This window comes from Acinetobacter brisouisimilis, from assembly GCF_000368265.1.
Taxonomy (GTDB): domain Bacteria; phylum Pseudomonadota; class Gammaproteobacteria; order Pseudomonadales; family Moraxellaceae; genus Acinetobacter.
The window spans coordinates 392,709-415,032 of record NZ_KB851218.1 but is presented as its reverse complement, the minus strand read 5'-3'; the positions used below and the strand labels follow the sequence as shown (position 1 = coordinate 415,032).

The following is a 22,324-nucleotide window of genomic DNA, read 5'->3' as shown; positions in this document are numbered from 1 at the left end:
CAGGATGCATGAATGTTACGGATGGTGTGTTTATGCGAAGATTTCAGCATCTTCTTTTTTTATTAATGTCAGTTTTAAGTTTAACTGCTTGTAGTTCGTCAGATTTTTTTAAACAGATCGAGCAATATTTTGATCAGTTTATGAACCAACGCACCTCAAAATTTGCACTATTACACTTTCAAACAGTCGGCACTTTTAATTCACCGTGGGCGCTGGTCGCATTACCTGATGGTCGGTTGCTGATTACTGAGCAAGCAGGGACAATCAAGTTGTTTGACCCTGTGAGTCAGCAGTCATGGTCTGTAGCAGGTGTGCCACCAGTAGTCTATGCGGGGCAGGGTGGTCTTGGTGATATTGTCTTGCATCCTGATTTTAACCAAAATCACTGGGTGTATTTCAGCTATGTAGAAGCCTCTGGGCAGAACACTACAGGTGCAGCCGTTGACCGTGCCAAGCTGGATCTCTCACACGCTGGACAGCCAAGACTGCTCAACCGTCAAAGAATCTGGACACAACAACCTAAAGTAAAAGGTAATAAGCATTTTGCCTATCGCTTGCTATTTGACCGTGATGGCAAACTCTGGATCAGCTCGGGGGAACGCCAGCAGGTTAATCCCGCACAAAACTTGCATAGCCATTTGGGTAAAATGATACGACTCAATGCCGATGGTACCACACCCATCGATAACCCACTTTATGCTCAAGGTGGCGTTGCTGCTCAGCTTTGGTCATGGGGACATCGGAATCCTTTAGGCATTGCTTTTGATAGCAAAGGACAGCTTTGGGAAGTGGAACAGGGTCCTAAAGGTGGTGATGAATTGAATCAGATTTATAGAGGGCGCAATTATGGTTACCCTTTAGTATCCAATAGTGATCGTTATTCAGATTCAGGTTTAAAAATTCCACAGCATGATACCCGACCAGGATTTCAAGCACCTGCTCTAAGTTGGACACCTGCAATTTCTCCTTCAAGCCTGATTATTTATCAGGGTAAACGTATTCCTCAATGGACAGGTAAGGCGTTGATTGGCGGTTTATCATCTGAATCAATTATTGTGGTGGATATTCAGCATCAGCCGATTAAAGAACTGGAACGAATTGAGATGGGGCAGCGCATACGAGGATTATTGCAAACACCTCAGGGAGATTTATGGGTGATTGAAGATGGTGAGAATGCAGCTTTGTTGAAATTGCAGTAAACTTAACCGATGCAGATTTTTTGATTGTCGAATAAAAAAACTGACTTAAAACAACTTAAAAATAAAGCAGAGTATTATTTAAAAATTGGATAATTTATGAAAAAAATTCGTAACGTATTGGTCGGTTGCTTACTGGTGGGTGCAATTACCACACCTGCATTTGCTGCCAACTTTGATGATATGAGTGATGTACAGGTTCTGGCAATTGCTCAAAAAGGACGGGCCGAAGCGCAGTATAAAATCGGTGACGTGTACTACTATGGCAGCAATGACACTGAACAGGATTTTGATCAGGCACGCTTTTGGTATGAAAAAGCTGCTCAGCAAGGCAATGCGGATGCTGAATATAGTTTGGGTGTGATGTATGACCAGGGTGAAAGTGTAGAGCAAGATCCGAAAAAAGCCTTGGCTTACTACACCAAAGCGGCCGCACATGGTTCAGCTGATGCTATGTATAATCTTGGCTATACGTATGAATATGAACAAGATCCGCCAAATTACGCCAAAGCTTTTAACTGGTACAGCCAAGCCGCACGACTCAATCATCGTGAAGCCTTGAACAATATGGGTGTCATGTATTTTAATGGTCGTGGTGTCACACAAAACTTTAAAAAAGCCTTCGATTATTATCAAAAAGCAGCAGAGCTAGACAACCCGACAGCGCAATATAATTTGGGTTGTTTGTATCGCGATGGCAAAGGTGTAGCCGTAGATAAAAAACAAGCCATGAAGTGGCTGGGTAAAGCCGCCGAGCAGGGAGATGAAGATGCCAAAGCGGACTTGTATGAGTTGATTCAACAGATGTAATCATAGAACAACGCTATTGAATGGGCATTTCAATCTTGTAGACTATAGCCAAGCCAAAGCAATGAATTAAAACCGCATGTCAGAGAGCCAAATTCCATTACCCGAGCGCCTACGCCCACGTGATCTGTCTGAAATTATTGGACAGGAACATTTATTGGGAGAAGGTGCACCATTACGGCAAATGATTGATCAGGGGCATTTACCCTCAATTATTTTTTGGGGGCCACCTGGCGTGGGTAAAACGACCATTGCTTTGTTGTTGGCGCAAGCGGTGGATCGTCCTTTTATCAGTTTGTCAGCACTCAATACTGGGGTCAAAGAACTGCGTGAAGTGATTGCTGAAAGCGGTGATTTACTGACACCTGTGGTTTTTATTGATGAAATTCATCGTTTTAACAAGTCCCAACAAGATGCCTTACTCGGTGCAGTAGAAAAAGGCAAAATTACCTTAATTGGTGCGACCACAGAAAACCCGTCTTTTGAGGTCAACAGTGCCTTACTTTCACGTTGTCAGGTCTATAGCTTAAATGCTTTGTCAAATGAAGCCATTGAAAGTTTATTAAACAAAGCCTTACAGCAAAATCGCTTTTTACAGGAACGTCAGATTTATATCGATGAGTTTGATGCCCTGATTCAGTTTGCAGCAGGCGATGCCCGTAAGGCACTTAATTTACTGGATTTAATTGCCAGTACTTTTGAGCCTGAACAGGACAATCACGTTAACAATGCGCTGGTGGTACGCGTTGCCCAGCAGAATATCGCCCGTTATGACAAGTCTGGCGAACAGCATTATGATTTGGTTTCGGCATTTATTAAATCCATTCGCGGTAGTGACCCAGATGCAGCACTGTACTGGATGGCACGCATGCTTAAAGGCGGGGAAGATCCATTATTTATTGCGCGTCGCATGCTGATTGCTGCTTCTGAAGATATTGGTAATTCCAATCCGAATGCGTTGTTGCTGGCAGGCGAATGCTTCCGCTCGGTACAGGTGATTGGTATGCCTGAAGCCCGCATTATTTTGGGACAATGTGCAGTGTACTTGGCGACTAGTGCTAAAAGTAACAGTACTTATTTGGCTATTAACCGCGCGATGGAGCTAGCAGAGAAAACTGCAAACCTGTCTGTACCATTACATTTGCGTAACGCTCCAACCAAGTTGATGAAACAGCAGGGTTATGGAGTGGATTATCTTTATCCACATGATTACCCTGAAAATTTTGTATTGCAGGAATATTTGCCGCCTGAGTTGAAAGGTACAAAACTGTACGAATCTGCGCGTAATAAACGTGAAGTCGAAGGCGAGCGTTTACAGCAGCGCCGCTGGCAGCAAGAACAACAGCAGCAACAGCAATAAAAAGAGCCGCTTGAGAATATCAGGCGGTTTTTTTATGCACGATACAATCACGAAATTGTTTAGAGCTGGTTTAATGCCTGAATTAATACAGGAACATGGCTATGCTCAGGCTCTTTTGCGGCTGTAAGTAAAATTAATGTACCATTTTCCTGCTGTAGCTGCCGAATGTCATTCAAATGCTTAAGCTGTTCAGGTGTTGAAAGTTCAAGTTGGTAACGTTGGCAAAATTCGGCATAGCGTTGAGTTTTATCTGCATGAAACCACTTTCTGAGTTCGGTACTTGGGGCAATGTCTTTCATCCATGAAATATCGGTCATCACTTCTTTGCGAATGCCTCTAGGCCATAAACGATCAATAAAAATGGCGGGTTTCTGACCTGTATATTGATAAATTCTTTGTATGGAATATGTCATTTGATCGACTCGAAAGTTTATTTTTATCGTTAAAATGGACGTGGGTTAAATGCCGCTTTGACTATTTAAGACTAAGGTATTTCTGCCTTTGATTGTCATTTATGTATTGTAAAAAAGAGTTAATAATATGATTATTCTAAATGTATTTTTTAAAGTAAAACCTGAACAAAAGCAAAATTTTATCCAAACCTTAACCAATATGGTACAAGAATCTAGAAAAGAGGCTGGATGTCAGTTGTATCAACTGGGGACGGATATTTTAGATGCAAATTCTTTTCTCTTAATTGAGCATTGGGTAGATGAAGCTGCTATTGCTGCCCACAATCAAACGCCACACTGGAATCATCTTGTTGAGGTGATAGGGGATTACTTGGCTGAACCTTTTGTTATTGAAAAATATCAAGCTTAGTTTTTCTGTATAAAAAAACCGAGCCAAATGACTCGGTTTTTACAAGGGAAAAACTTAGATATCTTCTAAGTTAATGCCTAAGCGTGCTGCAACTTCTTCATAAGCTTCAACAACACCACCTAAACCTTGACGGAAGCGGTCTTTGTCGAGTTTTTTCTTGGTTTCTTTATCCCACAAACGGCAACCGTCTGGAGAGAATTCATCACCGAGTACGATACGGTCATGGAATACGCCAAACTCAAGTTTGAAGTCAACCAAAAGCATACCACCTTGATCGAACAATGCTTTAAGAACATCATTTACTTTGTAAGTGAGTTCTTTCATGTTTTCGAGTTGTTCAGCAGTTGCCCAACCTAAAGCGATCGCTTGAGATTCGTTCACCATTGGATCGCCAAGCGCGTCATCTTTGAAGAACAATTCGAACGTAGGCGGGTTCAATTCTTTGCCTTCTTCAATACCCAAACGACGGCATAAAGAACCTGCTGCATAGTTACGAATAACGCACTCTACAGGAATCATTTTTAGCTTTTTCACTAACACTTCTGTTGGTGTAAGCAATTTCTCAAAATGGGTTTCAATACCAGCAGCAGCCAGTTTTTCCATAATAAAGGCGTTAAAACGGTTGTTCACCTTGCCTTTACGATCTAGTTGCGCGATTTTTTCGCCGTTGAACGCCGAAGCATCGTCACGAAAAACTAAAATCAAGTGGTCTGGACTATCTGTTTCATAAACAGATTTTGCTTTACCTGTATAGAGCAAGGTTTGTTTTAACATGGGATGAACCTGTTTTCAAAAATATACCTAGGGTACTAGGCTGGCCAATTTTGAGAAATCTGGTCTAACAATGCTTTCGCTTTAGCCTGATCAGCAAAACTGTTATCAGGATTAAATAAAACGAGGGTATTGGTTTTACCAACAGCGGAGAGCTTTAAGACATAAGTATGATCATCGACTTTAATTGTCGCTTCATACCGTGTTTGACTTTGGCTAATCACGCTGTAATTTAGACTGCTTAGTGTTGCAAGCGTGTACTGCCAAATTGTATCAGATTTACCAGTAACTTTCAGTAACGGATTTTGGTTTCCGTCAACTAAAACCACAGGTTTCGGATAATTATTATTGGCTTCAGCCAAAGTACGGTTTGGAACGACTTCATCTGGGCGAGGCATTGCAAAACGATTACCTTTTTGATTTTCAAAATCAGGCGCGTGTTGTAATGCAAGTGGGTCGATAATCGGCGCAGGGTACAGTGGCGTTGCAGGTCGAGCCGTTGAACCTTCAGGATATTTTAAGGGCTCAATGTCGGTGGTCGACTTTTTATAGTTTAAAGAACCGTTGTTAATACTGAGCTTATTACTCAAGGTGCTACAACCAGCCAAACTTAAAACTGAAAGTGCAAGGGTTAAACCTAAACGTAACTGCATAATGTTGTGCTCTTTAAATAATACCTACGTCTTTTAGCGCGTCACGCAATGGTGTGCGATATTGCTCTGCAAGTGGAGTGAGTGGCAGACGAATGCCTGAACCAATTTTCCCCATTTCATGCAATGCCCATTTCACAGGAATCGGGTTGGATTCGCAAAACAAAATATTGTTTAAATTTGCAATCTTATTATTAATTTGCTCAGCAACTTCTTGGTTGCCTTGTAACGCTGCAGCACATAATTCGCTCATCAATTTTGGAACAACATTGGCAGTTACCGAAATATTGCCTTGCGCACCAAGACGAATCAGTTCAGCAGCAGTGGCATCATCACCTGAGAAAACCGCCATACGACCCTTCAAGGCGTCGATCAATTCTTTGCCCCGTTCAGTGTTACCAGTCGCATCTTTTACCGCAATGATATTTGGAATATCGGCAAGACGAAGTACGGTTTCATTGAGCATGTCGACACCAGTACGTCCTGGGACGTTATATACAATGATCGGCAAATCAACAGTTTCAGCAATGGCTTTAAAATGCTGGTATAAACCTTCTTGAGTCGGCTTGTTGTAATAAGGTGTGACTAGAAGTGCGGCATCTGCACCAAGGGTTTGAGCTTCTTGGGTGAGTTCGATCGCTTCATGAGTTGAGTTTGCACCAGTACCAGCAATTACAGGAATACGTTTGTTCACGACACGAATGATTTCTTTAATCACTTGTGTGTGTTCAGACATGCTCAGCGTAGAAGGCTCACCTGTTGTGCCAACTGCAACAATTGCATTAGTACCTTGTTCAACGTGCCACTCAACGAGCTTTTCAAGGCTCTTCCAATCTACGCTGCCATCTTCAAACATAGGGGTGACTAGTGCGACAATTGAGCCTTGAATATTCTGAGCTTGCTGAGTCATTTTGAAAAAATATCCTATTTGACCATCCGTACAGTTTTAAAAAGGATGGTTACTGTATTTTGAATTTAAGCGGGAAAGTCAACGTAATGTAGTGGTAACGTTGAATGTTGCTTACTCAAATTATGACTGAACATGGTATGAAGAACAATATACTTTCGTTAAAGCAGTCAAAACTTTTAAGGCATTTTTTAAACGGGTTGGGTATAAATACTTTGAGTGGATAAATTGAAAAAAATATTGGCTTGAACCGCATCATTCAGCTTTGGTTTTATAAATTTTTAGCTGATATCGGCAATCAGTAAATTGATAGGAGAATAAAAATGAATCTGGAGCAGAGCGCCCTGATCGTGGTTGATATTCAAAATGGTTTTACTCCAGGCGGTCACTTGGCGGTGGCAGACAGCGACCAGATTATTCCATTAATTAATCAAATGGCTCAAAAATTTCAGCATGTGGTGCTGACTCAAGATTGGCATCCTGCCGACCATATTTCTTTTGCTGAAAATCATGCAGGCAAACAGGCTTTTGAGACCATTCAGCTCGGTTATGGCACACAAGTACTTTGGCCAAGTCATTGCGTGCAAGGTACACACGATGCTGAGTTACATCCGAACCTGAATATTCCACATGCACAACTCATTATCCGTAAAGGATGGCATACCAACATTGATAGCTATTCGGCATTTTTAGAGGCAGACCAGAAAACCACAACAGGTTTGGCAGGCTATTTAAGAGAAGCTGGAATTACGACAGTATATATTGTTGGAATCGCGACTGACTTTTGCGTGGCATGGACTGCAATGGATGCCGTGAAATTGGGATTTAATACTTATGTGATTGAAGATGCGACTGCGCCAATCGACTTAAATGGCTCTTTACAACAGGCGTGGGAGACGATGCAGGCGTTGGGTGTGATTCGTTTACAGTCTAGTCAGCTCTTAGGAGATTCCGAGACTAAGAAGTCGGCAAAATTCTGAGCTGTGTTTGGAATGCTATTTAAAGTGAGTGAACTTCCAAATAGAGACAGTTGTTATTCAGTATTCGGGCTACACAGTTTCTCGTATCATTTCGCAAGGTTGTCGCGATGAGCAGCATCGCTGCACAAGGGCAAAACCAATTGTCAGTTGCAAACTCAGTGAAATGTTATTTTTTAATGTATTTAAAAACAATATCTTGAAAAAATATTTTTGACCTAAAACATGCAACTGGCGTTTCTATATATCCTATAATTTCTATGCATTTTATATTGGACTCGGGTTTATTCATTTTTAAGATGCTGCTATAAGCCTCATTTGACGTGTGATTTCATGAAATTATTTTTATCGATGATTCAGTTCGTCCAGAAAAGTTTTGCGCTGTGGGTGGTACTGTTTGCAGGGATTGCATTGTATCTGCCACAAGGATTTGTTTGGCTAACCCATTATATTCCACTCATGCTTGGCGTGATCATGTTCGGTATGGGGATGACCATGACGGTGGGAGAGTTTAAAAGTGTGCTGCACAACCCCAAAGCGGTACTGATTGGTGTAGTGGCACATTTTGTGGTGATGCCAAGTCTGGCCTATTTGCTGTGCAAGCTATTTCAGTTGCCACCTGAATTGGCAATTGGCGTGATTTTGGTAGGTTGTTGCCCAGGAGGAACAGCCTCTAACGTGATTACCTTTATGGCAAAAGGCAATACGGCGTTGTCGGTCGCGTGTACTTCAGTATCGACTTTACTCGCACCCATTTTAACCCCTGCGATTTTCTATCTGCTTGCCAGTCAATGGATTGAGATTCATGCCAGTTTCATGCTGTTGTCGATTTTACAGGTGGTGTTGTTCCCAATCGCCTTGGGTTTGGTGGTGCGTATATTTCTGAAAAATAAAATTAATACTTATATTGAAATCATGCCTTTAATTTCTGTGGTGGCGATTGTACTGATTGTGGCGGCGATTATTGCAGCCAGCAAAACGGCATTATTGCAGTCGGGTTTGCTGGTCTTGCTGATTGTAGCACTACATAATGGTTTGGGTTTTTTATTGGGTTTTTGGGCCAGCCGTATTTTGGGATTGTCTTATTTTGACAGTAAAGCGGTGGCGATAGAGGTGGGGATGCAAAACTCGGGGCTGGGCGTGGCACTGGCAGCCGTGCATTTTGCTGCATCGCCATTAACTGCATTGCCAAGTGCCATTTTTAGTTTGTGGCATAACATTTCAGGACCTGCACTCGCCAGTTATTGGGCAATGGTGGCGGCGCGTAAACAACCCCAAGATCAGTCATAAAACTGAGTGAAACAGCAGGCATTAAAAAACCAGTCATCGAATGGGCGAGACTGGTTTTTTAATGGGTTGTCTGAATGATTATTCAGAAAGATCAACACACAAGTATTTCATTTCGAGATACTCTTCAATGCCGAACTTCGAACCTTCACGTCCAAGACCTGATTGTTTTACACCACCAAATGGTGCAATTTCATTGGAGATCGCACCAGTGTTGATGCCGACCATACCGTATTCGAGTGCTTCGCCAACACGCCATTGACGTGCTGTGTTTTGAGTGAACAAGTACGCTGCCAAGCCGAACTCAGTGTCGTTTGCCATTGCCACAGCTTCGTCTTCAGTTTTGAAGCGGAACAGTGGAGCAAGCGGACCAAATGTTTCTTCTTTGGCAACTTTCATGTCTTGTGTCACGCCAGTCAACACGGTCGGTTCAAAGAATGTTGCACCTAGCTCAGAACGCTTACCACCGATGCGGATTTGCGCACCTTTCGCTACAGCATCATCAATGTGTGATTGAACTTTAGCGACTGCTTTTTCGTCAATCAACGGGCCTTGAGTTGAACCTTCGTGACGACCGTCACCAACTTTCAACTGTTTCGCCACAGTTTCAACCAGACGTTCAGCCAATGCATCATAGATGCCGTCCTGAACATAAATACGGTTTGCACAGACACAAGTTTGACCGCTGTTACGATATTTGCTTGCCATGATGCCCTGAACCGCTTGATCCAGATTCGCATCATCAAAAATCAGCACAGGTGCGTTACCGCCCAATTCAAGAGAAAGTTTCTTGATGGTTGGTGCACATTGTTGCATCAGGATACGACCCACTTGGGTTGAACCTGTGAAGCTGAGTTTGCGTACGATGTCGCTGTCACATAAAGTTTTGCCGACTTCTGCAGCATCACCACTGATGTTAATGAGAACATCAACAGGTAAGCCTGCTTGTAGTGCAAGCACTTCAAGTGCGTAAGCTGTTAGCGGGGTTTGTTCTGCTGGTTTAACCAACATAGAACAACCTGCTGCAATCGCTGGCGCTGCTTTACGGGTGATCATTGCCGCTGGGAAGTTCCAAGGGGTAATCGCCGCAGTCACACCAATGCCTTGTTTAATCACAAGTAAGCGTTGTTGTGGTTGCACTGATGGTAAAACTTCACCATCAATACGACGTGCCTGTTCAGCAAACCAACGAATGAAAGAAGCTGCGTAACCAATCTCGCCACGTGCTTCCGCCAGTGGTTTGCCTTGCTCAGCCGTTAAGATTTGTGCCAAATCTTCTTTGTGAGCCAGCATGAGGTTGTACCATGCCCACAATACGTCGGCACGCGCAGTCACAGTTTGTTTTTTCCAAGCTGCCTGTGCTTTTTCAGAACGTAAAATGGCTGCTTCAACAGCTGCGCTGTCGTAGGTTTTCACCCACGCCAGCGTTTCACCTGTAGCAGCGTCATTCACTTCGATATAGTCGTCTGAAGCAGGCGCTTCAAACGTAATATCTGGGTGTTTTAGCAAATACTGCAAGTTAGTTTGGATCATGCAGACTGCTCCGCAGAATTTGTTGTGGTATTTAAAGTTGCAAAACCTTGTTTCAAGATGTCTAGACCTTGACGGAATTGTTCAACAGGAATAGTCAATGGATACAAGAAACGGATCACGTTACCATATTTACCACAAGTCAGGATCAATAGACCGTTGTCCATTGCATATTGTTGTACAGTTTTTGCTTGTTCAGCAGTTTCAAGTTCAACAGCAACCATAGAACCTAAGGCACGGATATGAGTAACAACGTCGCCAGATGCTGCTTTGATGCTTTCTAAAGTTGCAACAAGCTCAGCACCCAATTCATTGGCACGTTCGCACAGGTTTTCACCTTCGATGACGTCGATCACGGCATGAGCTGCAGCAACGGCAATTGGGCTACCTGCATAAGTACCACCTAAACCACCTGGGTTTGGAGCGTCCATGACTTCGGCACGGCCTACAACGCCTGAGATCGGGAAGCCGCCACCTAAGCTTTTCGCCATAGTGATCAAGTCTGCTTTAGTTTCAAAGTAGTTCATTGCGAACAATTTACCAGTACGTGCAAAACCAGACTGAACTTCGTCAGCAACTAACAAGATACCGTGTTTGTCGCAAAGTGCGCGAAGGCGTTTTAAGAATTCAGCAGGAACAACGTTGAAACCGCCTTCACCTTGAACGGGTTCAAGCACGATTGCTGCAACGTCATGTGCTGCAACGTCTTCACTGAAAATGTTTTCAATGCTTTCGATCGCGTCTTCAATTGACACGCCTTTTGCAGGAACTGGGTAACGTGCGTGGAATACGCCAGCAGGCATAACACCGAAGTCACGTTTGTAAGGTGCAGTTTTACCTGTCATTGCCATAGTCATGAAAGAACGACCGTGGAAACCGTTACCAAAAGTAATGATGCCGTGACGACCTGTGTAAGCGCGTGCAATTTTTACTGCATTTTCTACAGCTTCTGCACCTGTAGAGAAGAAGGTTGTTTTTGCAGGGCCTGCGATTGGCGCACGTTCGTTAATACGTTCAGCCAAAGCCACATAACTTTCGTAAGGAACAACTTGGTAAGCAGTGTGCGTGAATTTAGTCAACTGTTCAGTTACAGCAGCAATCACTTTCGGGTGACGGTGACCAGTATTCAATACTGCAATACCACCAGCGAAGTCGATAAATTGGTTGCCTTCAGCATCCCAAAGAGTTGAGTTTTCAGCTTTTTCTGCATACCACTGACACATTACACCTACGCCACGTGGTGTTGCTTGCTGTTTGCGCTCGTTCAGTGCAGTATGTTTATCGCTCATGTTAATCCCTCATTTTTGTCATCGGTTACAGCTTGTACGTATGTATAGCATCATCATGGATTATGATGGTTTACAATCACTGTGTATCGCTATAATTTCGCGCTTTAGGCGGCAACTAACGAGAGCCACTTTAATACAGAAGGAGAGAGCCAATTGCGTAGCCTGCTTGGAGATCATTTGTTGCAACGATTACAACAAGACGCCGAGGGTACGCTACATCAACGGTTATTTCGTTGCTTGCGTAGTGCCATTGTGGAAGGCGTATTACAACCGAAGACTCGATTACCTGCATCGCGTGATCTGGCAGGTGAAATTCATGTATCCCGAAATACTGTACTGACGGCTTATGAACAGCTGCAAGCGGAAGGTTATGTTGAAGCGCGTACAGGGCATGGCACATGGGTTGCCGAGAAATTGCCTGAAGCATTTTTAAATAGTCAGAAAAAGAAAGCTCAGCCACATTTGCAACAACCACTACGACGTGATTATACGTTGTCGAATCGTGGGGCAAGCCTGATGGGTTATGCCGCCGCATCACCACATCAGTGGGGTGCTTTTGTGCCTGGTGCACCTGATGTCACTGAATTTCCTCATCATATTTTTAGTCGAATTCAGGCGCGTTTAAGCCGTGAACCAGACATTAATCGTCTGATTTATAGTAATGCGGGTGGTTGTGTCGAGCTGCGCAGTGCCTTGGCAGATTATTTGCGTGTAGCACGTTCAGTCCAATGTGATGTCGATCAGATTATTATTACTGAAGGCATTCACCAAGGCATAGATTTGGTGTCACGGGCGCTGAGTGATATTGGTGATCATGTCTGGATTGAAGATCCTGCCTATTGGGGCATGCGCAATACTTTGCGGATTAACGGGCTGCATTTGCGTCCTATGCCTGTCGATATTGAAGGCATTATTCCAGAAGATAACCCAAAACAAGCGCCTAAACTGATTTTTGTCACGCCTTCGCATCAATATCCGCTCGGTTCACATTTGAGTCTGGCACGTCGTAAACAATTATTAAATATCGCACGTCAGCATGGCAGCTGGATTATTGAAGATGACTACGACAGTGAGTTCCGTTTTTCAGGACAGCCATACCCATCTTTGCAAGGGTTAGAACCCGAAGCACCTGTGATTTATATGGGAACCTTTAGTAAAACCATTTACCCAGCGCTGCGTATTGGTTATCTGGTGGTGCCAAAACCATTGTTCTCACCGCTACGTATTGTTGCAGCCGAGCTGTATCGCGGCGGGCATTTACTGGTGCAAAAGGCATTGGCAGAGTTTATTCGCGAAGGGCACTATGAAGCACATATTCGCCGTATGCGCTTACTCTACGGCAAGCGCCGTTCTTTCCTGATTGATCTGATTTACCGGTATTTGGGCAAAGATTTTTTACATGAATACGATGAAGCTTCAGGGTTGCATTTAGTGATGAAACTGCCAACCTACTGTGATGATGTGGCGATTGCCGCCAAGGCACTAGAACGTGGAGTGAAGGTGCGTCCATTGTCACAATACTATATGCAGTCGCATGCGCGTGCACAGCGTGGTTTGTTGATGGGTTTTGCCTGTGTCGATGAAAAAGATATGGTGATGGCATTTGGAGTGCTGTTGCAGTGCTTGCGTGAAGCGGGTGTGCCAACACTGAATTAAAATTCACCAATAAAAAAAACAAGGAGATCGCCAAATCTCCTTGTTTCCTTTGGTCGCTAGACCAACGTGATGCTGTCGAAAAAGTAAATTGTGTTAGCGTTCACAAAGTCAGGGATTTGGGAGAGTAGTATTAGTATGTCCATGCCAGACACAGTAATCTAAATAACCTGACCAATTTACTTTTTCTTCAGCATCAACCTGTGAATACGGGCATACGCATATGCCTGTATTGAATTTGATTATTTGCTTTCTGCTATGGCAGAAGGTGCTTTTTCACTACGGCGTTTGGTCACAATCAAACCAGAGATGACCACGAACACACTGAGAATCGCCGTTGAAGTGATTTCATGTGTATGCGCTGGATCAAATGCCATGGTCACAAGTGCCGCGATGATAAAGACAATCACTGCCCAAGTCAGGTACGGGAAGCACCACATTTTCATGGTGAGCTGTTTACCTTCAGCCACCAGTTTTTTGCGCATTGCCAATTGCGAGAATGCAATCACCAGATAAACTAGCAACGCAATCGCACCAGAGCTGTCAAGCAGGAAGTTAAAGACGGCTTTTGGTGCAGCATAGTTGGCAAAAGTACAGATAAACGCAACTGCTGTTGACAGTAAAACCGCATATACAGGTGTATGTTGCGAGTTTACTTTTTTGGTAAACGAAGGCGCATCGCCACGTACTCCTAAAGAGTACACCATACGTGAAGCGGTATAGAGTGCCGAGTTCAAACAGCTAGCTACAGAGGTCAATACCACGATATCAACCATCAGTTTTGCATGTGGGACGTGCAATACAGACAATACAGTTTGATATGATCCCATACTTGGTAAGTTAGGATCATTCCAAGGCACAAGTGCAATTACAAGGAAGATTGACACGATATAGAACAATGCAATACGCCAAATGACCGAGTTGGTTGCTTTGGTAATTTGATGTTCAGGGTCTTTTGACTCACTTGCAGCAATCGTGACAATTTCAGAACCCATAAATGAGAACATGGTGGTTAGTAACGCAGCCAAGACTGGCCCCCAACCATTTGGCATAAAACCACCATGATCCCATAGGTGTTTAACCCCGCTGACTTCTGGGTTCGGAGAGAAACCAAACACAGCAGCACAACCAAAAATAATGAACGCGATAATCGACACTACTTTGATTAATGCAAACCAGAACTCGAATTCACCGTAATTTTTTACGCTAAATAGGTTAGTTACAGTCAGTGCGGCGGTAATCAGGAAGGCGAGCAACCAGATCGGTGCGCCAGGAATCCAAGAGTTAATAATCGCGGCTGCGGCATTGGCTTCAAATGGAATGACCAAGACCCAGAACCACCAGTACAACCAGCCAATGGTAAACCCAGCCCATTTACCAATTGAACGATCGGCATAGGTTGAAAACGAACCACTGTCGGGCTGTGAAACAGCCATTTCACCGAGCATACGCATGACCAGAACCACCAGTGTCCCTGCGATGAAATAAGCCAAAATAGCTGCAGGACCTGCGGAAGCAATGGCATGTCCTGAACCGACAAATAAACCTGCACCGATGGCACCTGCAATAGACAGCATGGTGACATGGCGGTTTTTTAAGCCTTGAGAGAGTGAGGCTTGATTTGCTTGCGTCATAAAAAACCTTCAAAAAAGAAAAAATGGATTTATATCGAACGCCCATTTGCCCGAAGGCACTATGGGTTACGCAGCAGGGACGAACCTAACTACTCTGCAAGGAAAAAGGAGAGCATAAATGTGCTTTGCCCAAATCAGGCATCGCAACTGCATTGGTAACAAAACCAATGCCCCCATACTGTGAAAAATAAGCTGTCTGATAATGACTTTGAAAAGCGATGTGATGGCGACCACTTGTGGCGGCATGCACATAAACAGCTTGATGTGTTGCCATATGATTTTCCTTAATTCATGACTTAGGGCATTGCACAATCAAATACAAATGCCCTACAAATTTCTTGAGTTGTCACCAGATTGCATGGAGAAAAAAGCAATCTGGTAAACAACACCATTTGTGTATGCATACTTCCAGTAACTTTAATTTGATGGGTCGCCAACTAATAAACGAGAGCCATTTCCTGATATGCGGAAAGAGCCAATTGTGTAATTTAATTGAAAAATGAGTAACTTATCTTAAATAAAATGTGATATTTATCGCATATTTTTATCAAATGGTTTTTTTTATTCTTATATTTTTCATGTGAATATATAGAACCGATCATACAATCTTGTGTATTTAATTATCTGTAAAAATCGAATAAAAATAGATTTCAAAATACGAAATTTTTTTTGCAGAAATATGACATTTGCCCGTCAACCAAAATCACTTTTTGGCAATTATGGCTTGGGATTTTTAGGAATATATAAAATAAGCGATTCAAATCTCTCTATTTGGCCAAGAGATGCGAAATATTAAAATAGCAATTGCAAAAATATAGATCATGACAAGAGTATTTAGCTGTCTGATGAGGTGGCTTTGAGGCTGATATTGGTGAAGCATATTTGAGAGAAATATTTCTCTTTTGATTTCAATTCCGAACACACTAGAGCGACTGAGTTGTAAATATAACAATCATGAAAAATAATCTTTAAACAAGATTGCTAAATTGGCCAGAACAGCATGACCGATCAATAAAAAAACCCACACAGGGTGGGTTTTTCGGTAGCATCAGTGATGGATTTAACCTGGTATTTTTTCTTGATCGAGTTCGGGTTGTTGTTCTTTACCCCAGTTAAATTTCTGAGCACATAAACCAAGAATGACAATAAACAGCGCTAAACCTGAGGTGTAGATGACTTCTTTGAAGTAAGTGCCTTCAATCAGCATCATAATAATGGCACCGACGATGGTGAAAATCACAGCATAGGTTAAGCCAGGGAAAAGCCACATTTTAAAGTCAATTTTTTGACCTTCTGCTTCAAGTTTTTTGCGTAAGCGAAGTTGTGAGCAGGCAATGGTGAGATAAACATACAGTGCTGCTGTACCTGTTGCGAGCATGAAAATATCATAGACATCCATACTACCCGTTGCAGTCAAAATGGCAGCAAATACGGCAAAGCTACAAGAGACTAAGACACCCATCCAAGGGCTACCTTTACTGTTGATTGAACCAAAACTTTTTGGTGCATCACCACGTTTTGACAGAGAGAACAACATGCGCGAGCAGGTGTAGAGTGCCGAGTTAAAGCAGCTACATACCGAAGTGAGTACCACAAAGTTCACAATGTGACGCGCTTCAGGTACGCCCAGCGCCGTTAAAGTCACACTGTATGTTCCCCAAGTTGCATCTTTTAAAAGTGGATTGTTGTGTGGAATTAGGCACACAGTAATGAACATTGAGCCAACATAAAACAGCATGATTCGCCAAACAATCGAATTGGATGCTTTACGAATTTCTCGTGCAGGGTTATCCGATTCAGCCGCAGCAACCGTGACAATTTCCGCACCGATATAGGCAAACATTACCCCAAGTAAAGCCGTGATGATGGATGAAAAACCATTTGGCATAAAGCCTTGAGACGTGAGGTTAGTAAAGCCCTGAGCCGTCGGTGTAGCCCACGGCCAGAGATGTAAAATGGCTAAACTACCAATCACCAGGAAAATAATAATGGCGATCACTTTGATTAGAGCAAACCAGAACTCAAATTCACCGTAATTTTTCACGTTTTGCAGGTTCACGAGGACTAACGTAGTGATGACCGCGAGCATATAGATCCAGATTGGAATCAGCGGAAACCAGCTATTTAAAATTTTACCCGCAACATAAGCTTCCCAGCCCATGAGTAATGCCCAAGAGCACCAATACAACCAGCCAATGGTAAAGCCAGCCCAACGCCCAATTGCGCGGTCAGCATAGGTGGAAAATGAACCACTATCTGGGTTGAGAACAGCCATCTCACCCAGCATGCGCATAATAAACAGAATCAGTAATCCACCCAATCCATAAGCTAAAATTGCGGCTGGACCAGTAGAGTAAATGACACTTCCTGAACCTATAAATAATGACCCTCCAATCACACCTGCAATTGAGATCATTGTAAGATGACGTGACTTAAGTCCGTGTTTTAAATCTTGAGAGGAGGAGTTGCTCTCATGGGTCTGCGTCATAAAAAACCTTCACAAAAAAGAAAAAATGAATCTAATTGAACGCGCAATGCCTGAAAAAAGCGTGCACCTTCCGCAGCAAGGACAAGCCGAGCTACTCTGCAAGTAAGACGAAAAGGATTACTTTTAGATGTGCTGAATACGCTAAGAAATGTAGCCCTGACAGCCGTATTGGATCAGCCTGATCAATGGCTGATACCAATTTTCCCTTTTATTGAAAAAAATGATCTTTGGGTCACGAAGACTGAGACCACTAAAATGGCGACCGCTTTGAGCGGTATTCACATAAACAGCCTGATGTGTTGCCATACGATTTTCCTTAATTCATGACTTGGGATTTTGCATTTTCAAATGCAGCTTGACGTGCAAATGTCCTGCAAAAATGCTGCTAGATCGTGTGTCGAACTCAACTCGAATAGGCTTTTGTTACAACAACATAAATAGCAACAGTCGTGTATGCATACTTCCAGTAACTTTAATTTGTCGTTTGGAGAGCAAAGAAACGAGAGCCATTTTTAGATATAGGGAAAGAGCCAATGTGCAGACCTATTGTGAAAATTGGCACTAAAGACTTAAAGAAAATATGGGTTTTATTGGTAGAAAATTAAATTTATTGATTTAATTAAATTTTTATATTTCAATATCTTATATTTATAATTTGACAGATCATTTTTTATTTCAGGGTTATTTTTTTATAATTCATTATGAAAATACTAAAAATTTTTTCAAAAAATATTAAAAACCATACCGAGTCGCTACTGTTGTCGAAAATGAGTCGCTATTGGGCTAACTCAAGTACAAACCTAATAGCGACTACAGATGGGTAGGGTTTACCAACCGCCGCGACCGCCGCCATGATCGCCACGACCACCACCGTGACCTTCACCATAACCGCCTCGCTCATAGTGCCCACCTTCATGATGATGACCATCACCCCACCAGAACGGATCAAATAGGCAACAACCTGACAAGCTCAACATTGAAATAACCGCTAAACTTCCCAAGATCACTTTTACTTTATTCATAGATCTCTCCTTATAACCCGCGCCTACAATACAATAGGATAACGCGGTAAAAATGAATGTATTGAGATATTTTGTTGCACAGTGTACAAGGCAGCATACGGCTCATTTTGACTGGTCATTAAACTGGATGTAAAAAACGCTGGCTGTTCTGGCAAATCTGTTGGGTGAGCTGTTGCAATGGTGTGGATTGTTGTTGCCAATGATGCCAGTACAGCAAAATATCGGTTTGTGCTTCAGGTAAAATTTCAACTAATTCACCTAGCTCCAACGCTGCGCCGAGCTGTAAATCAGGTACAAGACCATAACCTAAGCCACGATGAATGGCGTTTACAAAGGCTTCGGACGATGGAATGAAATGATAGGGGTAACTGTTTGCAGTTAAACCATGCAGTTTCAGTAATACATTTTGATGCATGTGATCTTTTTGATTGAAAATAACCGCAGGTGCCTGCATCAGACTTTGGCGAGAGACACCGTGCTTAAACCAGCGGGCAATAAAAGTGGGTGTTGCTACCATCTTGTAACGCATATACCCCAAGGCTTTGGCGGAACAACCCCGTAAAGGTTGAGCTTCTACTGAAATACAGGCATGGGCTTGTCCAGCTTCGAGGAGAGCATGGGTCAAAGACTGATCATCTATGCGAATTTCTAGGGCAATCTGCTGTTGAATAACACTCTGTTGTAGGCTGGGAAGTAACCATGTTGCGAGTGAATCGGCATTACTGGCGATAACTACTTTAATAAACTCGGAATTTGCCTGTTTGCCCTGTAGATTTTGCAGAAAATTCTGTTCCATAAAGCGCTGCCGCTGCAAATATTGCAACAATTGCTCACCTGCGGGTGTGGTTTGGCAAGGTCGCCCACGAATCAATAACATTTGCCCAAGCTGCCGCTCGAGCGCCTGTACACGAAGTGATACTGCTGAAGCGGTTAAATGTAACTGTAAACTGGCGTGTTCAAAGCTGCCAGTTTCCGCGACAGCGAGAAACGCTTGGCATTGTTTGCTATCGAGCATAATGAAACCTGATTGAGTTTTTTTTAGGTAAGCTGGTGTTTGTTTAATTTTATTTACTTTTTAAGGGAAATGGAAATCCGATGACTCTTGACATGATGATTGAGCAAATTTTTTCTGGTTTATTTTGTTGGCTTACAGGGAAATGTGTTGGCGATCGATCATTCAGTCTTTAGAAAAGCGTATTGAAACCCTCATTGTTTACCAAATTAAAGCATTTAAAAATGAGATGCTGACTAAAATAATAAAGGCGATTGTAATGAGGTCTCGACTCAAGCAGTGATGGATGACAATTTCTTGTATCCAGTTTTTGACAAATGCTGATTGGGTTTGGTGGATTTATATTTTAGCTCAGTCGTTTTGGGTGCTGTAAAAAAGCCAATTATAAATTGAGGAACTGGAAATTAAAAAATGTCATTTAATTGTCATAAATTGGTCGCAAAATTTAAACAATTTTATGATATGTCACCATTCACATGAATCATCAGGTATCAATTGTTACTGAAAAGCATCCCGCATCAGCAATTGCCCAAAACACAACAAATTCTTCTTCTAAAAATATCCATCTTCCTGCGCCGCAGTGGTTTAAATATGTCTTTGCCTTAGTGGTATTGACATCCTTAACCTATATTGGCGTGCAACTGACTTTTGATTTGTCACAAGTTCCACCGCTGAGCGTATTTTCTTTCATCATGCTGGGCATGGCATTGGTGATCGCTTTGGGCTTTGAGTTCGTAAACGGTTTTCATGACACTGCCAATGCTGTCGCCACGGTGATTTATACCAATGCCATGCCTGCTCCTGTTGCAGTAATGTGGTCGGGCTTTTTTAACTTTTTGGGTGTTCTGACTGCCAGCGGTGCGGTGGCTTACGGCATTATTGCATTATTACCTGTTGAGCTGATTTTGCATGTTGACAGTGGTGCAGGGTTTGCGATGGTGTTTGCCTTGTTACTTGCTGCGATTCTCTGGAATTTGGGAACATGGTTTTTGGGTATTCCAGCCTCAAGTTCACATACCATGATTGGTTCAATTATTGGTGTGGGCATCATGAACCAGTTGTTACACTCGGCAACCGATGGTGTTAGCGGTGTGGATATGGGGCAGGTTTTAAAAGTTGCCAAAGCCTTGTTCTTTTCACCCTTGATTGGTTTTGGTTTGGCTGCTGCTGCCTTCCTGTTGTTAAAACTGGTGATGAAAAAGCGTCAAAAAGAATTGTTTGCTGCCCCAGAAGGCAATAAGCCGCCTTCATTTTTGGTACGTACTTTGTTGATTTGTACCTGTACTGGGGTGAGTTTTGCTCATGGTTCAAATGATGGTCAAAAAGGTATGGGCTTGATCATGTTGATTTTGATCGGGATTGTGCCATTGGCTTATTCTTTAAATAAAACTATGGATCCTGCGCAGGTACAGTCATTTGCAGCCTTGTCTGAAAAAACTGCGCATATCTTGGCGGTTGATCATCAGCCAGAGATGCCTGAATTACAAGCACGTGATGTGTTAACGAAATTTATTCAAACGCATCAATATAACCCGCAGGTCATGCCAGCAGTCGCAAGTTTGTCAAATCATTTGGGAGATGCTGTTGCCACTTATGGCAGCATGGCAAAAGTACCTGAGAAAGCGACTGTTAATTTGCGTAATGACATGTATCTCAGCAATGCAAGCTTAAAAGAGTTAGATAAAGGCAATCATTTAACACAGTTGTCGCCTGCACAAAAAGCGACTGTAGAGGATTATCGTCAAAACCTCGACAAAGCGACTCAGTATATTCCAACTTGGGTTAAAGTGGCTGTTGCATTGGCTTTGGGGCTGGGAACCATGGTCGGTTGGAAGCGTATTGTCGTGACTGTCGGTGAGCGTATCGGGAAGACCCATTTGACTTATGGTCAAGGCATGTCAGCAGAGCTTGTTGCGATGGGAACAATTATTGCCGCAGACAAGTTTGGTTTACCTGTTAGTACCACACATGTACTCAACAGTGCGGTAGCGGGTACCATGACCGCGAATAAATCAGGGTTGCAGTGGGCAACCGTGAAAAGCATTTTGATGGCATGGGTGTTGACCTTGCCCTGTGCGATGGTACTTTCAGCATCGCTTTACTGGCTGTTCTTGCAGTTCGTTTAATCTGTCGATTGGCATAAAAAAGACCTCCATGTGAGGTCTTTTTTATTTGATGCATCCGTTTTTATACATCAATGATATCGGCAAAGTGAGCACCAAGCAGTTGTGCCAAATCTTGCGGTGATAAACCGACATCCAGTCCGCGTTTTCCGCCACTGACATAGAGTTTGGCTAAAGTCTCGGCACTGGCATCAATCACGGTTTTCAGGCGTTTTTTTTGCCCTAATGGGCTAATACCACCAACCAGATAACCTGTCAGACGTTCTGCATCTTTCGGGTCTGCCATGTGTAGCTTTTTACAGCCCAGCGCAGTCGCGACTTTTTTCAGGTTTAACTGATGGTTGACAGGAAGCACCGCAACATAATGGTTTTTATCATCTGTGACCAATAAGGTTTTAAAGACTTCATGGACAGCCAGATTGAGTTTTTCTGCAGCTTCTAGTCCGAAACTTTTAGCATTGGCATCATGTTCATATTCATGCAGGCTAAATGAAATTTTTTTCGATTGAAGCAACTTACAGGCAGGGGTCATATCCATCTCTGATGCAAATATACAACAGGTATTATAAAAGCTTTTTAGGCATGATACTGCTGTGTTAAGCCGATAACATCTGTGGGTTTGCTGAATAAATGCGCGATGACTATGCCATTTGTAAGCTCTGATTTGTCTAATCTTTAGACGTAATAGCTTAATTCCCAATTAATATTTAAAAGCTATGATTTTGCGCCACAAAAAACCCAAGTTATGATGATCAAAAAACTGATTTTCAGTGCAAACCCGAGTAGAATCCGCCTT

General features: G+C 42.8%; 20 protein-coding genes. 8 read left to right on the top strand and 12 right to left on the bottom strand.

The window, feature by feature from the left end:
* Positions 1-32: 32 nt before the first annotated feature.
* The 3 genes from F975_RS03295 (at position 33) to F975_RS03285 (ending at position 3,363) form a co-directional block, all read left to right on the top strand.
* A complete protein-coding gene (locus tag F975_RS03295) occupies positions 33-1,199 on the top strand; it encodes a PQQ-dependent sugar dehydrogenase (RefSeq protein ID WP_004750148.1) in 1,167 nt (388 codons plus the stop codon).
* Between the two features lie 96 nt (positions 1,200-1,295).
* The gene (locus F975_RS03290) at positions 1,296-2,006 is read left to right on the top strand and encodes a tetratricopeptide repeat protein (protein ID WP_004750147.1); all 711 of its coding nucleotides are present in this window, start codon (positions 1,296-1,298) and stop codon (positions 2,004-2,006) included.
* Positions 2,007-2,082: 76 nt separating this feature from the next.
* Positions 2,083-3,363 (top strand): replication-associated recombination protein A, encoded by a 1,281-nt coding sequence (locus F975_RS03285; RefSeq protein WP_004750146.1) that lies wholly within the window; start codon positions 2,083-2,085, stop codon positions 3,361-3,363.
* Positions 3,364-3,422: 59 nt separating this feature from the next.
* On the opposite strand, the gene F975_RS03280 is transcribed toward F975_RS03285, so the two are convergent.
* Positions 3,423-3,776: a DUF488 domain-containing protein gene (locus F975_RS03280; protein WP_004750145.1), complete on the bottom strand. Its 354-nt coding sequence runs from the start codon at positions 3,774-3,776 to the stop codon at positions 3,423-3,425.
* 127 nt (positions 3,777-3,903) lie between these two features.
* Between F975_RS03280 and F975_RS03275 the strand changes: the two genes are divergently transcribed.
* On the top strand, positions 3,904-4,185 hold the full coding sequence (locus F975_RS03275; protein ID WP_004750143.1) for a putative quinol monooxygenase: 282 nt from the start codon (positions 3,904-3,906) through the stop codon (positions 4,183-4,185).
* A gap of 54 nt (positions 4,186-4,239) precedes the next feature.
* On the opposite strand, the gene purC is transcribed toward F975_RS03275, so the two are convergent.
* From purC to dapA, 3 genes are read right to left on the bottom strand one after another with little or no spacing between them, the layout of a single operon-like run.
* Positions 4,240-4,959 carry a phosphoribosylaminoimidazolesuccinocarboxamide synthase gene (gene purC / locus F975_RS03270; RefSeq protein WP_004750140.1) on the bottom strand — a complete coding sequence of 240 codons (720 nt, stop codon included), beginning with the start codon at positions 4,957-4,959 and terminating at the stop codon, positions 4,240-4,242.
* Between the two features lie 35 nt (positions 4,960-4,994).
* Positions 4,995-5,609 (bottom strand): hypothetical protein, encoded by a 615-nt coding sequence (locus F975_RS03265; RefSeq protein WP_004750138.1) that lies wholly within the window; start codon positions 5,607-5,609, stop codon positions 4,995-4,997.
* A 13-nt stretch (positions 5,610-5,622) separates the two neighbouring features.
* Positions 5,623-6,516, bottom strand: a complete 894-nt coding sequence (dapA, locus tag F975_RS03260) for a 4-hydroxy-tetrahydrodipicolinate synthase (protein WP_004750136.1) — start codon at positions 6,514-6,516, stop codon at positions 5,623-5,625.
* A gap of 320 nt (positions 6,517-6,836) precedes the next feature.
* Between dapA and pncA the strand changes: the two genes are divergently transcribed.
* Both pncA and F975_RS03250 read left to right on the top strand, forming a co-directional pair.
* Positions 6,837-7,493 carry a bifunctional nicotinamidase/pyrazinamidase gene (gene pncA, locus F975_RS03255; RefSeq protein ID WP_004750135.1) on the top strand — a complete coding sequence of 219 codons (657 nt, stop codon included), beginning with the start codon at positions 6,837-6,839 and terminating at the stop codon, positions 7,491-7,493.
* A gap of 330 nt (positions 7,494-7,823) precedes the next feature.
* The gene (locus F975_RS03250; RefSeq protein ID WP_004750131.1) at positions 7,824-8,780 is read left to right on the top strand and encodes a bile acid:sodium symporter family protein; all 957 of its coding nucleotides are present in this window, start codon (positions 7,824-7,826) and stop codon (positions 8,778-8,780) included.
* Positions 8,781-8,858: 78 nt separating this feature from the next.
* Here F975_RS03250 and F975_RS03245 read toward each other — a convergent pair whose 3' ends face one another.
* Entirely contained in the window at positions 8,859-10,310 is a 1,452-nt protein-coding gene (locus F975_RS03245; RefSeq protein WP_004750129.1) for an NAD-dependent succinate-semialdehyde dehydrogenase, read from the bottom strand.
* A complete protein-coding gene (gene gabT / locus F975_RS03240; RefSeq protein ID WP_004750128.1) occupies positions 10,307-11,596 on the bottom strand; it encodes a 4-aminobutyrate--2-oxoglutarate transaminase in 1,290 nt (429 codons plus the stop codon). Before gabT ends, F975_RS03245 begins: the two co-directional genes overlap by 4 nt.
* Positions 11,597-11,749: 153 nt before the next feature.
* Here gabT and pdxR point away from each other — a divergent pair, with 153 nt between their 5' ends.
* Complete coding sequence (gene pdxR / locus F975_RS03235; protein ID WP_004750126.1) at positions 11,750-13,252, top strand: MocR-like pyridoxine biosynthesis transcription factor PdxR; 1,503 nt, start codon at positions 11,750-11,752, stop codon at positions 13,250-13,252.
* A 239-nt stretch (positions 13,253-13,491) separates the two neighbouring features.
* On the opposite strand, the gene gabP is transcribed toward pdxR, so the two are convergent.
* From gabP to F975_RS03210, 5 genes are all read right to left on the bottom strand, one after another.
* Positions 13,492-14,883 carry a GABA permease gene (gene gabP / locus F975_RS03230; protein ID WP_004750125.1) on the bottom strand — a complete coding sequence of 464 codons (1,392 nt, stop codon included), beginning with the start codon at positions 14,881-14,883 and terminating at the stop codon, positions 13,492-13,494.
* Between the two features lie 85 nt (positions 14,884-14,968).
* Entirely contained in the window at positions 14,969-15,157 is a 189-nt protein-coding gene (locus F975_RS03225; RefSeq protein ID WP_004750123.1) for a hypothetical protein, read from the bottom strand.
* Positions 15,158-15,943: 786 nt separating this feature from the next.
* Positions 15,944-17,371: an amino acid permease gene (locus tag F975_RS03220; RefSeq protein ID WP_004750122.1), complete on the bottom strand. Its 1,428-nt coding sequence runs from the start codon at positions 17,369-17,371 to the stop codon at positions 15,944-15,946.
* 827 nt (positions 17,372-18,198) lie between these two features.
* Positions 18,199-18,393, bottom strand: coding sequence for a hypothetical protein (locus tag F975_RS03215; protein WP_004750120.1), 195 nt, complete (start codon positions 18,391-18,393; stop codon positions 18,199-18,201).
* 118 nt (positions 18,394-18,511) lie between these two features.
* Entirely contained in the window at positions 18,512-19,408 is an 897-nt protein-coding gene (locus tag F975_RS03210) for a LysR family transcriptional regulator ArgP (RefSeq protein WP_004750118.1), read from the bottom strand.
* Positions 19,409-19,881: 473 nt separating this feature from the next.
* Here F975_RS03210 and F975_RS03205 point away from each other — a divergent pair, with 473 nt between their 5' ends.
* Entirely contained in the window at positions 19,882-21,531 is a 1,650-nt protein-coding gene (locus F975_RS03205; RefSeq protein WP_004750117.1) for an inorganic phosphate transporter, read from the top strand.
* Between the two features lie 61 nt (positions 21,532-21,592).
* Here the strand turns inward: F975_RS03205 and ybaK are convergent, their stop codons facing one another.
* Entirely contained in the window at positions 21,593-22,060 is a 468-nt protein-coding gene (ybaK, locus tag F975_RS03200; protein ID WP_004750116.1) for a Cys-tRNA(Pro) deacylase, read from the bottom strand.
* Positions 22,061-22,324: the final 264 nt, after the last annotated feature.

Coding starts and splice junctions, on each gene's coding strand:
- F975_RS03295 (WP_004750148.1), top strand. CDS start 33: ATGCGAAGATTTCAGCATCTTCTTTTTTTATTAATGTCAGTTTTAAGT.
- F975_RS03290 (WP_004750147.1), top strand. CDS start 1,296: ATGAAAAAAATTCGTAACGTATTGGTCGGTTGCTTACTGGTGGGTGCA.
- F975_RS03285 (WP_004750146.1), top strand. CDS start 2,083: ATGTCAGAGAGCCAAATTCCATTACCCGAGCGCCTACGCCCACGTGAT.
- F975_RS03280 (WP_004750145.1), bottom strand. CDS start 3,776: ATGACATATTCCATACAAAGAATTTATCAATATACAGGTCAGAAACCC.
- F975_RS03275 (WP_004750143.1), top strand. CDS start 3,904: ATGATTATTCTAAATGTATTTTTTAAAGTAAAACCTGAACAAAAGCAA.
- purC (WP_004750140.1), bottom strand. CDS start 4,959: ATGTTAAAACAAACCTTGCTCTATACAGGTAAAGCAAAATCTGTTTAT.
- F975_RS03265 (WP_004750138.1), bottom strand. CDS start 5,609: ATGCAGTTACGTTTAGGTTTAACCCTTGCACTTTCAGTTTTAAGTTTG.
- dapA (WP_004750136.1), bottom strand. CDS start 6,516: ATGACTCAGCAAGCTCAGAATATTCAAGGCTCAATTGTCGCACTAGTC.
- pncA (WP_004750135.1), top strand. CDS start 6,837: ATGAATCTGGAGCAGAGCGCCCTGATCGTGGTTGATATTCAAAATGGT.
- F975_RS03250 (WP_004750131.1), top strand. CDS start 7,824: ATGAAATTATTTTTATCGATGATTCAGTTCGTCCAGAAAAGTTTTGCG.
- F975_RS03245 (WP_004750129.1), bottom strand. CDS start 10,310: ATGATCCAAACTAACTTGCAGTATTTGCTAAAACACCCAGATATTACG.
- gabT (WP_004750128.1), bottom strand. CDS start 11,596: ATGAGCGATAAACATACTGCACTGAACGAGCGCAAACAGCAAGCAACA.
- gabP (WP_004750125.1), bottom strand. CDS start 14,883: ATGACGCAAGCAAATCAAGCCTCACTCTCTCAAGGCTTAAAAAACCGC.
- F975_RS03225 (WP_004750123.1), bottom strand. CDS start 15,157: ATGGCAACACATCAAGCTGTTTATGTGCATGCCGCCACAAGTGGTCGC.
- F975_RS03220 (WP_004750122.1), bottom strand. CDS start 17,371: ATGACGCAGACCCATGAGAGCAACTCCTCCTCTCAAGATTTAAAACAC.
- F975_RS03215 (WP_004750120.1), bottom strand. CDS start 18,393: ATGAATAAAGTAAAAGTGATCTTGGGAAGTTTAGCGGTTATTTCAATG.
- F975_RS03210 (WP_004750118.1), bottom strand. CDS start 19,408: ATGCTCGATAGCAAACAATGCCAAGCGTTTCTCGCTGTCGCGGAAACT.
- F975_RS03205 (WP_004750117.1), top strand. CDS start 19,882: ATGAATCATCAGGTATCAATTGTTACTGAAAAGCATCCCGCATCAGCA.
- ybaK (WP_004750116.1), bottom strand. CDS start 22,060: ATGACCCCTGCCTGTAAGTTGCTTCAATCGAAAAAAATTTCATTTAGC.